Source organism: Ochrobactrum sp. A-1, assembly GCF_022488005.1.
Classification (GTDB): Bacteria; Pseudomonadota; Alphaproteobacteria; order Rhizobiales; family Rhizobiaceae; genus Brucella.
On sequence record NZ_JAKVQC010000007.1, the window covers coordinates 1,506,180 to 1,520,322 of the forward strand.

The following is a 14,143-nucleotide window of genomic DNA, read 5'->3' on the forward strand; positions in this document are numbered from 1 at the left end:
ATGCAACATGTCGCAGGGGAAAATCCCAGGGCGCAGACTACCGCGCTGGCGATGAGTACGACCGCATTCACAGTCTGTTTTGCGGTCTGGACCATCTTCGCAATCATCGGCATTGAAATTCGATCCGAGCTTGGCCTGAGCGAAACGCAGTTCGGCCTGCTCGTCGGTACGCCTATTCTGACCGGGTCGCTGATCCGTGTCATCCTGGGCATCTGGGCGGATCGCTATGGTGGCCGCGCCATCTTCACGCTGACCATGCTGGTCTCGGCGGTTGCCACCTGGCTTCTGACCTATGCCACCACCTACCCGCAGATGCTGATTGCAGCACTCGGCGTCGGCGTGGCGGGCGGGTCGTTCTCGGTCGGTGTTGCCTATGTCTCGCGCTGGTATCCGCCTGAAAAGCAGGGCGTGGCGCTCGGCATTTTCGGCGCGGGCAATGTTGGCTCGGCGGTGACGAAGTTTTTTGCGCCAATGGTCATGGTCGCATTCGGCTGGCATGCGGTTGCCGAAATCTGGGCGGCCGCGATGGTCGTCATGGCACTGATCTTCTACTTCACCACGAGCGACGATCCGGTTCTGGTCGAGCGTCGGCGCACAGGTGAAAAGCCAGCCAGCACGTTGATGGAGCTGGAACCGCTCAAGAACGTGCAGGTCTGGCGTTTCTCGCTTTACTATTTCTTCGTCTTCGGCGCTTTCGTGGCTCTCGCGTTGTGGCTGCCGCAGTATCTGATCCATGTCTATGGCGTCGATATCCGTCTGGCGGGCATCATCGCGGCGTTCTTCTCTGTCCCGGCCAGCCTTTTCCGCGCCTATGGCGGGCATCTTTCGGATGTCTATGGCGCGCGCCGGGTCATGTACTGGACCTTCGCCGTTTCGCTGGTCGCGACATTCGTATTGTCCTATCCACCAACGGATTACGTCATCCAGAGCGATAACGGTCCGCTTGCTTTCCATGCCGAAATGGGTGTGATCGGCTTCACCATCACCGTCTTCATTCTCGGCTTCTTCATGGCCTTGGGCAAGGCCGCCGTCTTCAAGCATATTCCGGTCTATTATCCGGGCAATGTCGGCTCCGTCGGCGGTCTGGTGGGCATGATCGGCGGTCTTGGCGGCTTCATCCTGCCGATCCTGTTCGGCGTGCTTCTGGACCAGACCGGCCTCTGGACAAGCTGCTTCATGCTGCTCTTCGTCATCGTCGCGGTTTCCTTTGCGTGGATGCATGTCTCGATCCGCCAGATGGAGCGTGCAGCCGAAGGCAAGACGACGGAAGAGCTTCCGCCCTTTGCCGAACTGCAGGGGCTCAAGAAGGCCGAAGTCAAACCTGCAAAGGGCGATTCTGTTCTCACCGACTGGCGTCCGGACGATCCGACCTTCTGGGAACAGAAGGGAAGGAAGATCGCCAAGCGCAACCTGTGGCTTTCGATCCCGGCACTTCTCCTATCCTTCGCCATCTGGCAGGTCTGGTCCGTGGTGGTGGCAAAGCTGCCGCTGGTGGGTTACCAGTTCACGACCGACCAGCTATTCTGGCTGGCGGCGCTCCCCGGCATCTCGGGCGCGACCTTCCGCATCTTCTATTCCTTCATGGTGCCGATCTTCGGCGGCCGCCTTTGGACCACACTGACCACCTGGTCGCTGGTCATTCCGGCCATCGGTATCGGCTATGCCGTGCAGAATCCGAATACGCCTTACTTCATCTTCCTGCTGTTGGCGCTCTGCTGTGGCTTCGGTGGCGGCAACTTTGCCTCCTCCATGTCCAACATCTCGTTCTTCTTCCCGAAGCATGAGAAGGGCAATGCGGCGGCGCTCAATGCTGGCCTCGGCAATCTCGGCGTCAGCGTCGTGCAGTTCGTCGTTCCGCTCGTCATCACTGCCGGTATCTTCGGCAAGCTTGGCGGTGATCCGGCAATGGTCGCGACCGCATCAGGCGAAGCCCCGCTCTGGCTCCAGAACGCCGGCTTCATCTTCGTGCCGTTCATCGTCATCACTGCTTTCGCCAACTGGTTCGGCATGAACGATATCGCCTCGGCCAAAGCATCGTTTGCCGATCAGGCCGTGATTTTCCGCCGCAAGCACAACTGGATTATGTGCTGGCTTTACACCGGCACGTTCGGTTCGTTCATCGGCTATTCGGCTGGCTTCCCGCTGCTCACCAACATCCTGTTCCCCGAGGTCAATGCGCTTCAGTTCGCCTTCCTTGGACCTTTGGTCGGCGCGCTGTCGCGGTCGGGTTCGGGCTGGCTTGCCGATAAATACGGCGGCGGGCGCGTGACCATCTGGGCCTTCGTCCTGATGATGATCGGCGTGGCAGGCGTGCTGTATTTCGTCGGTATCAAGGATCAGCCGAATGCTTTCTGGGGCTTCTTTGCTTCCTTCGTGCTGCTGTTCTTCGCAACCGGTATCGGCAATGCCTCCACCTTCCAGATGATCCCGGCGATCATGTCGAAGGAAATGGTGCGGCTGATGCCTAATGCCAGCCCGGAAGAACGCCGTCATGAAGCGGACAAGGAATCTGCGGCCATCACCGGCTTCACCTCGGCCATTGCTGCCTTCGGCGCCTTCTTCATCCCGAAGGGCTACGGCACCTCGATCAGCATGACCGGCGGACCGGAAGCAGCACTCTGGGCCTTTCTGATCTTCTACGTGACCTGTCTCATTATCACCTGGGGCGTCTACACCCGAAAAGGCGGTCTGCTTTATGACGTCGAGCGCCGCAACAAGACAGCCGCTGCTGCTGCCTGAAGAAATAAAGTGAGGATAAAATCATGAGTCTACTCCTCGACCGCCTGAATTTTCTCGCGCGCAAGAATGTCGGCACCTTCTCGGAAGGCTATGGCGTCACGACCAATGAAAACCGTGACTGGGAAGAGGCCTATCGCAAGCGCTGGCAGCACGACAAGATTGTCCGCTCCACCCATGGCGTGAATTGCACCGGCTCTTGCTCGTGGAAAGTTTATGTCAAGGGCGGCATCATCACCTGGGAAACCCAGCAGACGGATTATCCGCGCACGCGCGCCGACCTGCCGAACCATGAACCGCGCGGCTGTTCGCGCGGGGCAAGCTATAGCTGGTATGTCTATTCGGCCAACCGCGTGAAATATCCGCTGATCCGCTCCCGCCTCCTGAAGCTGTGGCGCAAGGAACGTGCGGTGAAAACGCCAGTCGCAGCCTGGGCCGCAATTCAGCAGGACCCTGCCAAGCGCGCCGACTATATGAAGGTACGCGGTCTCGGCGGCTTCGTTCGCGCAACCTGGGACGAAGTCAACGAGATTATCGCTGCGGCCAATGCCTATACGGCCAAAACTTACGGACCGGATCGCGTCATCGGCTTCTCGCCGATCCCGGCCATGTCGATGGTTTCCTATGCGGCCGGTTCTCGTTACCTGTCGCTGCTCGGCGGCGTCTGCATGTCGTTCTATGACTGGTATTGCGACCTGCCGCCCGCTTCGCCGCAAACCTGGGGCGAGCAGACCGACGTGCCGGAATCGGCTGACTGGTATAATGCCGGTTTTCTGATGCTCTGGGGTTCCAACGTACCGCAGACCCGCACGCCGGATGCGCATTTCTATACGGAAGTGCGTTACAAGGGCACCAAGTCGGTCGTGGTCTCGCCGGATTATTCGGAAGCCGCAAAGTTTTCCGATCTGTGGCTGCATCCCAAGCAGGGCACCGATGCCGCGCTGGCCATGGCGCTCGGCCATGTCATCCTGCGCGAATATCACATTGACCGGCAGGTACCCTATTTCGAGAATTACTGCCGTAAATATTCCGATTTCCCGATGCTGGTCATGCTCTCGAAGAAGGACGGCCGCTATGTGCCGGATCGGTTCCTGCGCGCGTCCGACTTCAAGGGCGATCTCGGCGAAGGCAACAATCCCGACTGGAAGACGGTCGCCTTCGACACAAAGTCGGGCGCCTATGTCGCGCCGCAGGGTTCCATCGGTTTCCGCTGGGGTGACGACGGCCAGTGGAACCTTGAAGAAAAGGACGGCAAGGGCAAGGATGTGGAACTTGCCAAGAGCTTCATCGACAAGGACAGCCATGATGCCGTTGCCGATGTGGCCTTTCCATATTTCGGTAATCGCGAGCACGATTACTTTGAAGGCACGGACCATGACAGTGTGCTGGTGCGCAAGGTTCCGGCCCGCAAGCTGAAGATCAAGGGCGGCGACGTCATGGTAGCGACAGTGTTCGACCTGTTTGCCGCCAATTACGGGCTTGATCGCGGGCTTGGCGACGAGAACTCCGCCAAGTCCTATGACGAGGGCCTGCCATACACTCCGGCCTGGGCTGAAAAAATCACGGGCGTCCCGCGCGACCAGATCATCGCGGTCGCCCGCGAATTCGCAACCAATGCCGAAAAGACCAACGGTCGTTCGATGGTTATCCTCGGTGCCGGTCTCAACCACTGGTACCATATGGACATGAATTATCGCGGCATCATCAACATGCTGGTGATGTGCGGTTGCGTCGGTCAGTCCGGCGGCGGCTGGAGCCATTATGTGGGGCAGGAAAAGCTGCGTCCGCAGACCGGCTGGACAGCGCTTGCCTTCGCGCTCGACTGGAACCGTCCGCCGCGCCACATGAACTCCACCTCGTTCTTCTATGCGCATACCGACCAGTGGCGCTACGAGACGGTAAAGGTGCAGGACATCCTCTCGCCTACGGCCCCCGAGGGTGCATGGGACGGCACGATGATGGACTATAACATCCGCGCCGAACGCATGGGCTGGCTGCCTTCCGCTCCGCAGCTCCAGACGAACCCGCTGGAACTCGCCAAAGAGGCCGCCGCATTGGGCAAGGAGCCAAAGGACTTTATCGCGAATGCGCTGAAGAACGGCACCGTCACGATGTCCTGCGAAGACCCGGACCATGAGGCCAACTGGCCGCGCAACATGTTCGTCTGGCGTTCGAACCTGCTCGGTTCGTCGGGCAAGGGGCATGAGTATTTCCTGAAGCATCTGCTCGGTACCTCGAACGGCCTGCTCGGCAAGGATCTGGGTCAGGAAGGCGCACAGGAAAGCCGCGAGGCCGTGTGGCATGAGAATGCTCCAGAAGGAAAGCTCGACCTTCTGGTCACGCTCGATTTCCGTATGTCCACAACTTGCGTCTATTCCGATATCGTTCTGCCGACTGCCACCTGGTACGAGAAGAACGACCTCAATACTTCCGACATGCATCCCTTCATCCATCCGCTGTCGAGCGCAGCCGACCCGGCATGGGAAGCGCGCAGCGACTGGGAAATCTTCAAGGGTATCGCCCGGAAGTTCTCGGAAGTGGCACCGGAAGTGCTGGGCGTCGAGAAGGACATCGTTCTTGTGCCGACCCTGCATGACACGGCGGGCGAACTGGCGCAGCCGAAGGATGTTCTTGACTGGAAGAAGGGTGAAGTCGAGCCGATTCCCGGCAAGACGATGCCATCGGTCGTGGTTGTGGAGCGCGATTATCCGAACCTCTACAAGCGCTATACCTCCGTCGGACCGCTTCTCGACAAGCTGGGCAATGGCGGCAAGGGCATTTCATGGAATACCCAACACGAGGTCGAGCTGCTCGCTAATCTGAACGGCAAGGTTCATGAGCCAGGGGCAAGCGAGGGACGTCCGCGCATCTATACCGACGTCGACGCAACCGAGGTCATTCTGTCGCTCGCGCCGGAAACCAACGGCGAAGTGGCGGTCAAGGCATGGGAAGCGCTGTCGAAGTTCACAGGACGCGACCATTCGCATCTCGCTATCCCCAAGGAAGACGAGAAGATCCGCTATCGCGATATTGTTGCGCAGCCGCGCAAAATCATCTCCTCGCCAACCTGGTCGGGCATCGAATCCGAAACCGTCTGCTACAATGCAGGCTATACTAACGTCCATGAGCTGATCCCGTGGCGCACGCTGACCGGTCGTCAGCAGCTCTATCAGGATCACCTGTGGATGCGTGCATTTGGCGAAGGCTTCTGCGTCTATCGCCCGCCGATCGATACCAAGACGGTCAACCCGGCAATCCGTGAAAAGGCGGACGGCAAGCCGCATCTGGTGCTGAACTTCATCACGCCGCACCAGAAATGGGGCATCCACTCCACCTATACGGACAATCTCCTGATGCTGACGCTCAATCGCGGCGGGCCGGTTGTCTGGATTTCGGAGCCTGATGCCGCAAGGGCAGGCCTCGTCGATAATGACTGGGTGGAAGTCTACAACGCCAATGGCGCCATTGTGGCCCGTGCGGTCGTCTCCCAGCGCATGAAGGACGGAACCGTCTTCATGTATCATGCGCAGGAGAAGATCGTAAACACGCCCGGCTCGCCGCTCACCGGCCAGCGCGGCGGCATTCACAACTCCGTCACCCGCATCATCACCAAGCCGACGCATATGATCGGCGGCTATGCCCACCAGTCCTATGGTTTCAACTATTACGGAACCGTTGGTGCCAACCGCGACGAGTTCGTGGTCGTGCGCAAGCTTGAGAAAGTGGACTGGATGGAAGGTCCGCTTGAAGAAGGCAACCAGAGCTCCGCAGCGAAGGAGGCAGCAGAATGAAAATCCGTGCGCAAATTGGAATGGTGCTCAATCTCGACAAGTGCATCGGCTGCCACACCTGCTCCGTGACGTGCAAGAACGTCTGGACCAACCGTGAAGGCGTGGAATATGCCTGGTTCAACAATGTCGAGACCAAGCCCGGCATCGGTTTCCCGAAGGAATGGGAAAACCAGAAGAAGTGGAACGGCGGCTGGGTCCGCAAGAAAAACGGCAAGATCGAGCCGAAGATGGGCTCCAAGTGGCGCATCCTCGCCAAGATTTTCGCCAATCCGGACCTGCCTGAAATCGACGACTATTACGAGCCGTTCGACTTCGATTACGGCCATCTCCAGACGGCAGGCGAAAGCAAGACCATGCCGACCGCCCGCCCGCGCTCGCTGATTTCCGGCGAGCGGATGGAAAAGATCGAATGGGGGCCGAACTGGGAAGAAATTCTCGGCGGCGAGTTCGCCAAGCGCTCGAAGGACTACAATTTCGAAGGCGTGGAGAAGGAAATCTACGGCCAGTTCGAAAACACCTTCATGATGTATCTGCCGCGCCTGTGCGAGCACTGCCTCAACCCGACCTGCGTTGCGGCCTGCCCGTCGGGTGCGATCTACAAGCGCGAGGATGACGGCATCGTCCTGATCGATCAGGAAAAGTGCCGCGGCTGGCGCATGTGCGTCTCCGGTTGCCCCTACAAGAAGATTTATTACAACTGGAGTTCAGGCAAGTCCGAGAAGTGCATCTTCTGCTATCCGCGCATTGAAGCCGGTCAGCCGACCGTATGTTCGGAAACCTGCGTGGGCCGCATCCGTTATCTGGGCGTGATGCTCTATGATGCCGACCGCATTTCGGAGGCTGCGTCCACGGCTAATGAGCAGGATCTCTACGAAGAACAGCTCAATATCTTCCTCGATCCGAACGATCCTGCCGTGATCGAGCAGGCGCGCAAGGACGGCGTGCCGGAAGCATGGCTGGAAGCGGCGAAACATTCGCCGGTCTACAAGATGGCGATGGACTGGAAGATCGCCTTCCCGCTTCATCCTGAATATCGCACTCTACCGATGGTCTGGTACGTACCGCCGCTCTCGCCGCTCCAGTCTGCTGCTGCATCTGGCAAGCTCGGCATGGATGGTCCGCTGCCGGATGTCCGTTCCATGCGCATTCCGGTCCGCTACCTTGCCAATCTTCTGACAGCAGGCAAGGAAGAGCCGGTCATCTCGGCGCTGGAACGCATGCTCGCCATGCGTGCCTATATGCGCGCCAAGACTGTTGATGGCGTTATCGATGAGGCGATTGCCGATCGCGTCGGCATGAGCGGTGCGATGATCGAGGAAATGTACCACATCATGGCGATTGCCAATTACGAGGACCGCTTCGTCATCCCGACCACGCATCGTGAAATCACCGAGGATGCCTATGACGTGCGCGGCTCCTGCGGCTTCACTTTCGGCAATGGCTGTTCGGGTGGAACGTCGACCGAAGACCTGTTCGGCTCCAAGCGCCAGAAGGTCGTCCAGACACCAACGGATATTTTCCGGGAGCAGGTGTAATGAACAAGACCCTGAAAATCATTTCGCTGCTGCTTTCCTATCCGACCGCAGAGTTGCAACTCGGCGGCGAGGAACTGAAAAAAGCACTGGCCGGGGAAAAGCTTTCCCCCGGCATCCGCAGGCTGCTCGACAGCCTTGTCGATTATGTCTGCGACTGCGATCTCTACGAGGCGCAGGAACGTTACGTGCACCTTTTTGACCGCACGCGCTCGCTGTCGCTGCATCTTTTCGAGCATGTGCATGGTGAAAGCCGCGACCGCGGCCAGGCTATGGTCGATCTCATGAAGATGTATGACGAGAATGGCTTTGTCGTCGATGCCAAGGAACTGCCGGACTATCTGCCGTTGTTCCTCGAATTCCTGTCGACACGCTCGCCAGAGGAAATCCACGATCTTCTCACTCAGACCGGCCATATTACAGCGGCCATCGGTGAGCGTCTGCGCAAGCGCCAGTCGCCTTATGCCAACGCCTTTGCGGCGCTGCTTCATGTCGCCAATGCCAAGCCGGACAAGAATCTCGTCGGGGAGTTGCTGCGGCAAGAAGAAGATGATCCGAACGATCTGGCCGCGCTCGACCGCATATGGGAAGAAGAAGCGGTAACGTTTGGCGGCAATGCAGGCGAAAATTCCTGCGGCCCGGACCGGTTGCGCATGCAGATGCGTGCAGCACAGCGCAAGCCCGGCAACCCGTCCAACCCATCACATATATAGGAGACGGAAGATGGCTTACCTCCATACGTTTCTTTTCGGCATCTATCCCTACATCGCACTGAGCGTGCTCGTGCTCGGCTCGATCTTCCGCTATGACCGCGAGCCCTATACCTGGCGTTCCGGCTCAAGCCAGCTTTTGCGGCGCAAGCAGCTCATGTGGGGGTCGGTTCTGTTCCATCTCGGCGTGCTGTTTATCTTCGCTGGCCATCTGGTCGGCCTGCTGACGCCGATCTGGGTTTTCGACATGCTCGGCGTCAGTCATGAGGCAAAGCAGATTCTCGCCGTTGTGGCGGGTGGCATCGCCGGTATGATGGCAATCGTTGGCGCCAGCATGCTTGTGCATCGCCGTGTATTCGATCCGCGCGTTCGTGCGTCCTCGCGGCCATCCGACACGCTGATTATCATTCTGTTGTGGTTGCAGCTTCTGCTGGGGCTCGGCACCATCCCGATCTCGTTGCAGCATATCGACGGCGGCGAAATGGTGACATTCATGAACTGGGCACAAGGTATCTTCACCTTCAATCCGGCGGCATCCAGCTACATCGCCAATGCGTCGTTCATCTTCAAGATGCATATCTTCCTGGGGCTGACCATCTTCCTGCTGTTCCCGTTCACGCGGCTTGTGCATATGCTGAGTGCGCCGGTCCGCTACATCTGGCGTCCGGGCTATCAGGTCGTGCGTGAGCGCAACCATACGGCTCAGCCCTCGCATATGCGTATTCCTGCGGAGTAAGGCTCATGGTGACACTTTTTGACCGGAAACAGCCGTCTGAACAGCATCAGGGCGCCCACGCCCACGCCCATGATCATAACACCGGTTACACGACCTATCAGGAGCCGGATACGCGGGTGCCGCCAAAACCACGCCCGGTTTTCGATGCAGTGTCCGTCAATGGCGTGGCGATCAACGAAACCGACATTCTGACGGAGGCACAAAACCATCCGTCGGAAAATCCCGGCGCGGCACTGCTTGCTGCCGCCCGGGCGCTTGCCGTGCGTGAACTTCTTCTGCAGCGCGCAAGGGAAACCGGCATCGTGCCAGAAAGCGAGAAAGATGCGGAGGGGCGCAGCGAGACTGATGAAGATGCCCTCGTGCGCATGGTGATTGAACGGGAGGTCGAGGTGCCTTCCGCCACGCGCGAGGAAGCCTTGCGCTTCTACGAAAAAAACCGCCATCGCTTCACCAGTGCGCCCATTCTGGAGGCAAGTCACATCCTGATCGCCGCCGATCCGACCGACCAGCGCGAGCGTGAGGAGGCCCGCACGACGGCATCCTATCTGGCTACCTCGGTGATTACCGAGCCTGCCACCTTCGCTTCGGTCGCCCATGAATACTCGTCCTGCCCTTCGGGCGCGCAAGGCGGCAATCTCGGCCAGCTCACACGCGGCAGCACAGTGCCTGAATTCGAACGGGCGCTGGAGCGCCTCACGCCCGGCGAAATAACGCCAGCGCCTATTGAAAGCCGCTTTGGCTTTCACATTGTGCGCCTTGATCGCCGCATCGAAGGCGAAGAGCTCCCGTTCGACTATGTTGCCGACAGGATTGCCGGGTGGCTGGAAGCCTCCACCTGGTCGAAGGCCGTGTCGCAATATATCGCGATCCTCGCAGCAGATGCCGATATCACTGGTATCGATCTGCTTTCGAATGAGGGAGCGGATGGATGAGCGGTGTACCGACGCTTGCGGCCATCCGGGCCGCGAAGGACGAGCCGGTTGACCAGCTTCTGGCAGGCGTGGCACATCGGGCCAGACAGGCTGGACTGCACGTTGTGGGCTTTCTTCAGCACCGCGAAAAGAACACGGATGAATGCTGTCGCGATATCGAGATCAAGCATATAGGCACCGGCGTGACGCAGATCATCTCGCAGTCGCTCGGCTCGGGTTCGAAGGGATGCCGCCTCGACCCGGCGGCCCTTGCCGATGTAGCAGGCTCGCTTCTGGCGGAACTGGATGACGGCGCCGATGTTCTGATCCTCAACCGTTTCGGCAAGGGCGAGACGGAAGGGCACGGTTTCCGCGCCATCATCGAAACGGCATATGCGCGCCAGATTCCGGTGCTGACGGTGGTGCGGGAAACCTATGTCGACGGATGGAACGACTTTGCCGGTGACTGCGGTATCCTTCTGGCGGCGGATAGCAAGGCAACGCTTGGGTGGTTCGACCGGCTGACGGAATTACGGCAATTGCCGGAAGCCGTTTGACGGCGGTCTTTCCGCCGGAATTGCTGCTCTATAAATCGAGCTGATCGCGACGGTCTTCCGCAATCAGCTTGCGGATCTGATAGACGATCTGGTCTCCATGCGCCTTGCCAAGCAGGTCGGCGGTATCCACGTCCCGTTCTTCAATGGCGCGGATCATGTCTTCATGCTCAGTGACGTAGCGCTCGGGCAGGCGGTCGGCGAAAGACTGGTAATAGAGGCGCAACAGCCTGCGCCCTTCATCGAGAAGCCGCGAAAAGAAGGTGGTGTAGAAGGGATTGCGCCCCGCTTCCGCAATAGCCGCATGAAAATCGCGGTTGGTCGCGATCATTTCCAGCGCGTTTTGTGAGCGGACGGCGCGGGCAAAAGCTTCCTGATGCGCGCGGATGTTTTCAAGGTCCCTGTCGGTCCGGTTGCGGGCGGCAAGCCGCGTCGTTACGCGGTACATCAGCGTTACCGCGTCGAAAAATGCGGGGAGGCTCAGAAAGTCGATATTGGACACAACGGTCGAGCGATTGGGCAGCGTGGTTACGAAGCCGTCGCTTGCCAGCCGCACCAAAGCCTCACGTATAGGCGTGCGCGACATGGAAAAGCGTTCGGCCAACTGGTTTTCATCAATGGGGCTACCCGGCGCAAGCGAAAGATCGATAATCTCGTCGCGCAGCACGTCGTAAACCAGTTTGACACCTGAACCCTTCTTCCGGTCGGCTGTCTGGTTTGCGTCGTCTTTGTCCATGATCTTGTCTGTCCTCAGTCGTGATGTTTTGGCGACCCGAAAATAGGTACGGCGCGGCAAACTGCGCTCCAAACACCAGTTTCAGCATAGAGCGCTTCCTATCCTCTGAAGCGTGGGAAATGCTCTATCCATTTGTTTTTACGCATTATCCAACGCAAAACCGCTTCGCACTTTTGCTGGAAATGCGCATCCAGTCAAGCAATCCTACCTCAAACAAAAATTTTGGTCGACAAGAAAAATACAAAGTGTATATTTGATTTCAATACAAGGTTCGGCAGACCGATTGTAGATCCAGCCCGCGTGAAGAACGCTCAAGGAAAAACGTCCAAGGAACGACGCTATGACCTCTAACATTTTCTCCGGTTGCATTCCGGCCCTCATGACCCCCTGCAAGCCCGACCGCACGCCGGATTTCGATGCGCTGGTCCGCAAAGGCAAGGAACTGATCGCGAAGGGCATGTCTGCGGTTGTCTATTGCGGTTCCATGGGTGACTGGCCGCTTCTCTCGGACGAGGAACGCATGGCTGGCGTCGAAGCGCTTGCCAAGGCAGGCGTGCCCGTCGTCGTCGGCACCGGCGCTGTCAACACGAAGATCGCCGCCGCCCACGCGGCCCATGCGCAGAAAGTTGGCGCGAAGGGCCTGATGGTCATTCCGCGCGTTCTCTCGCGTGGGTCGTCGATCTCGGCGCAGAAGGCCCATTTCAAGGCGATCCTTGCGGCAGCTCCTGATCTGCCAGCCGTTATCTACAACAGCCCGTATTACGGCTTTGCGACCCGCGCCGACCTTTTCTTCGCACTGCGTGCGGAACATCCGAACCTCATTGGCTTCAAGGAATTCGGCGGTGCGGAAGCCATGCGTTACGCAGCCGAAAACATCACGAGCGCCGATGACAATGTAACCCTGATGGTCGGTGTCGATACCGGCGTTTTCCACGGTTTCGTCAATTGCGGTGCAACCGGTGCCATCACCGGCATCGGCAATGTGCTGCCGAAGGAAGTCCAGCATCTCGTGGCATTGTCGAAGGCGGCCGCCACAGGCGATGTCGCGGCGCGCAAGCTGGCGCTGGAACTGGAAGCCGCACTGGACGTACTGTCATCCTTCGATGAAGGCCCGGACCTCGTTCTCTTCTACAAGCATATGATGGTTCTGACCGGCAATCCGGAATATGAACTGCATTTCAACGAGACGGACAAGCTGTCCGATAGCCAGCGCGGCTATTGCGAAACCCAGTTGAAGCTCTTCCAGACCTGGTATGCCGACTGGAACAAGCAGGGCGGCGCAGCGGCGAAATACGCCGCCTGAAATCTAGGTCCTGACCCTTCACAGATAAAACAAAAAGGCGCCGAATTCCGGCGCCTTTTTGTTTGGGATCATGACACTGCGTCGAGACCCTTTTCCTTCAGTTTTTCCAACAACGCGATCTCGGCTGCGGTGAGCGCAATGCCCTTGGCCAGTGAATCGCGACGGGCGGCAAAGCGGCGCTGTGACGGCAGGCGTGCGCCCTGTCCGGCAATCGCTTCGATCAGGATTTCGCCACGCTCCTGCGGGTTGCCGCGGCCACCTGCCATGCGGGCAGGGTCGAAGGCGATGATGAGTTCGCCGTGGCGCGGCGCAAGCGTCGTCGTGCCAAGGAAGTCCAGCGCCTCGGGGCTGGTGAAATCACCGATCATCACACCGGCCAAAAGCTCGATCATCGTGGAGATGGCCGATCCCTTGTGCCCGCCAAACGGCAGCATTGCTCCTGCAAGGGCGGCTTCAGGATCGGTCGTCGGATTACCGTCCGCATCGACGGCCCATCCTTCGGGTAGCTGCTTTCCGGCACGACGGTAAAGTTCCAGTTCGCCACGCGCGGCAACGCTGGTGGCAAAGTCGAACACATAAGGGTAATCGCCGGAGCGAGGCCAGCCGAAGGCGAATGGGTTGGTGCCGAGAAGCGGCTTCGTTCCGCCTGCTGGCGCCACGGTGGCATAGCTCGGGCACATGGCCATTGCCGCAAGGCCCTGTTCGGCAAGTGCTTCGACTTCAGGCCACAAGGCTGCGAAATGGGTGCAGTCGTTGATCGCCAGCGCTGCGATACCGAGCTTGCGTGCCTTCTCGACGAGGGCAGGCGTGCCGCGCTCGAATGCTAGATTGGCAAAGCCGCCCTTGGCATCAACGCGGACGACGGCGCTGTCGTCGGTCGTGACGACCGGGACGGCATCGGCGACAACCTTGCCGCTCTTCAGCGTGCGCAGGCAGCCTTCGATACGGTAGACACCATGCGATTTGCAGCCGTCGCGTTCACCCGCCACAATCGTCTTGGCAATGGCTGCGGCATGATCGGCGCTGAAACCCGTTCTGTGCAGGATTTCTCGCACAAGCTTGGCGAGTTCTTCTGTCGAAATCGAAATGGTGTCGCTCATTCTGTCATTCCTATCCAATTCTTGGGCGCAATTC

Annotated in this window: 10 protein-coding genes; 8 read left to right on the forward strand and 2 right to left on the reverse strand. The window is 59.0% G+C overall.

Features of this window, described 5'->3' with window-relative positions:
• Genes MKS82_RS25420 through MKS82_RS25450 form a run of 7 tightly spaced genes read left to right on the forward strand, consistent with a single transcriptional unit; the run spans nucleotide 1 to nucleotide 10,973 of the window.
• The gene (locus MKS82_RS25420; RefSeq protein ID WP_109986704.1) at nucleotides 1-2,739 is read left to right on the forward strand and encodes a nitrate/nitrite transporter; all 2,739 of its coding nucleotides are present in this window, start codon (nucleotides 1-3) and stop codon (nucleotides 2,737-2,739) included.
• Between the two features lie 23 nt (nucleotides 2,740-2,762).
• A complete protein-coding gene (locus tag MKS82_RS25425; protein ID WP_109986705.1) occupies nucleotides 2,763-6,527 on the forward strand; it encodes a nitrate reductase subunit alpha in 3,765 nt (1,254 codons plus the stop codon).
• Nucleotides 6,524-8,062: a nitrate reductase subunit beta gene (narH, locus tag MKS82_RS25430; RefSeq protein WP_109986706.1), complete on the forward strand. Its 1,539-nt coding sequence runs from the start codon at nucleotides 6,524-6,526 to the stop codon at nucleotides 8,060-8,062. Before MKS82_RS25425 ends, narH begins: the two co-directional genes overlap by 4 nt.
• Nucleotides 8,062-8,772: a nitrate reductase molybdenum cofactor assembly chaperone gene (gene narJ, locus MKS82_RS25435; RefSeq protein ID WP_109986707.1), complete on the forward strand. Its 711-nt coding sequence runs from the start codon at nucleotides 8,062-8,064 to the stop codon at nucleotides 8,770-8,772. The genes narH and narJ overlap by 1 nt, the downstream gene beginning before the upstream one ends.
• A gap of 10 nt (nucleotides 8,773-8,782) precedes the next feature.
• Nucleotides 8,783-9,505, forward strand: coding sequence for a respiratory nitrate reductase subunit gamma (narI, locus tag MKS82_RS25440; RefSeq protein WP_109986708.1), 723 nt, complete (start codon nucleotides 8,783-8,785; stop codon nucleotides 9,503-9,505).
• A 5-nt stretch (nucleotides 9,506-9,510) separates the two neighbouring features.
• The gene (locus MKS82_RS25445; protein ID WP_109986709.1) at nucleotides 9,511-10,437 is read left to right on the forward strand and encodes a peptidylprolyl isomerase; all 927 of its coding nucleotides are present in this window, start codon (nucleotides 9,511-9,513) and stop codon (nucleotides 10,435-10,437) included.
• Entirely contained in the window at nucleotides 10,434-10,973 is a 540-nt protein-coding gene (locus MKS82_RS25450; protein ID WP_109986710.1) for a DUF2478 domain-containing protein, read from the forward strand. The genes MKS82_RS25445 and MKS82_RS25450 overlap by 4 nt, the downstream gene beginning before the upstream one ends.
• A gap of 28 nt (nucleotides 10,974-11,001) precedes the next feature.
• On the opposite strand, the gene MKS82_RS25455 is transcribed toward MKS82_RS25450, so the two are convergent.
• Nucleotides 11,002-11,706, reverse strand: a complete 705-nt coding sequence (locus tag MKS82_RS25455) for a GntR family transcriptional regulator (protein ID WP_109986711.1) — start codon at nucleotides 11,704-11,706, stop codon at nucleotides 11,002-11,004.
• 340 nt (nucleotides 11,707-12,046) lie between these two features.
• On the opposite strand from MKS82_RS25455, the gene MKS82_RS25460 reads away from it, so the two are divergent.
• Nucleotides 12,047-13,009 carry a dihydrodipicolinate synthase family protein gene (locus MKS82_RS25460; protein WP_109986713.1) on the forward strand — a complete coding sequence of 321 codons (963 nt, stop codon included), beginning with the start codon at nucleotides 12,047-12,049 and terminating at the stop codon, nucleotides 13,007-13,009.
• Nucleotides 13,010-13,077: 68 nt separating this feature from the next.
• Here the strand turns inward: MKS82_RS25460 and MKS82_RS25465 are convergent, their stop codons facing one another.
• Entirely contained in the window at nucleotides 13,078-14,109 is a 1,032-nt protein-coding gene (locus tag MKS82_RS25465) for an Ldh family oxidoreductase (protein WP_109986714.1), read from the reverse strand.
• Nucleotides 14,110-14,143 lie beyond the last annotated feature (34 nt).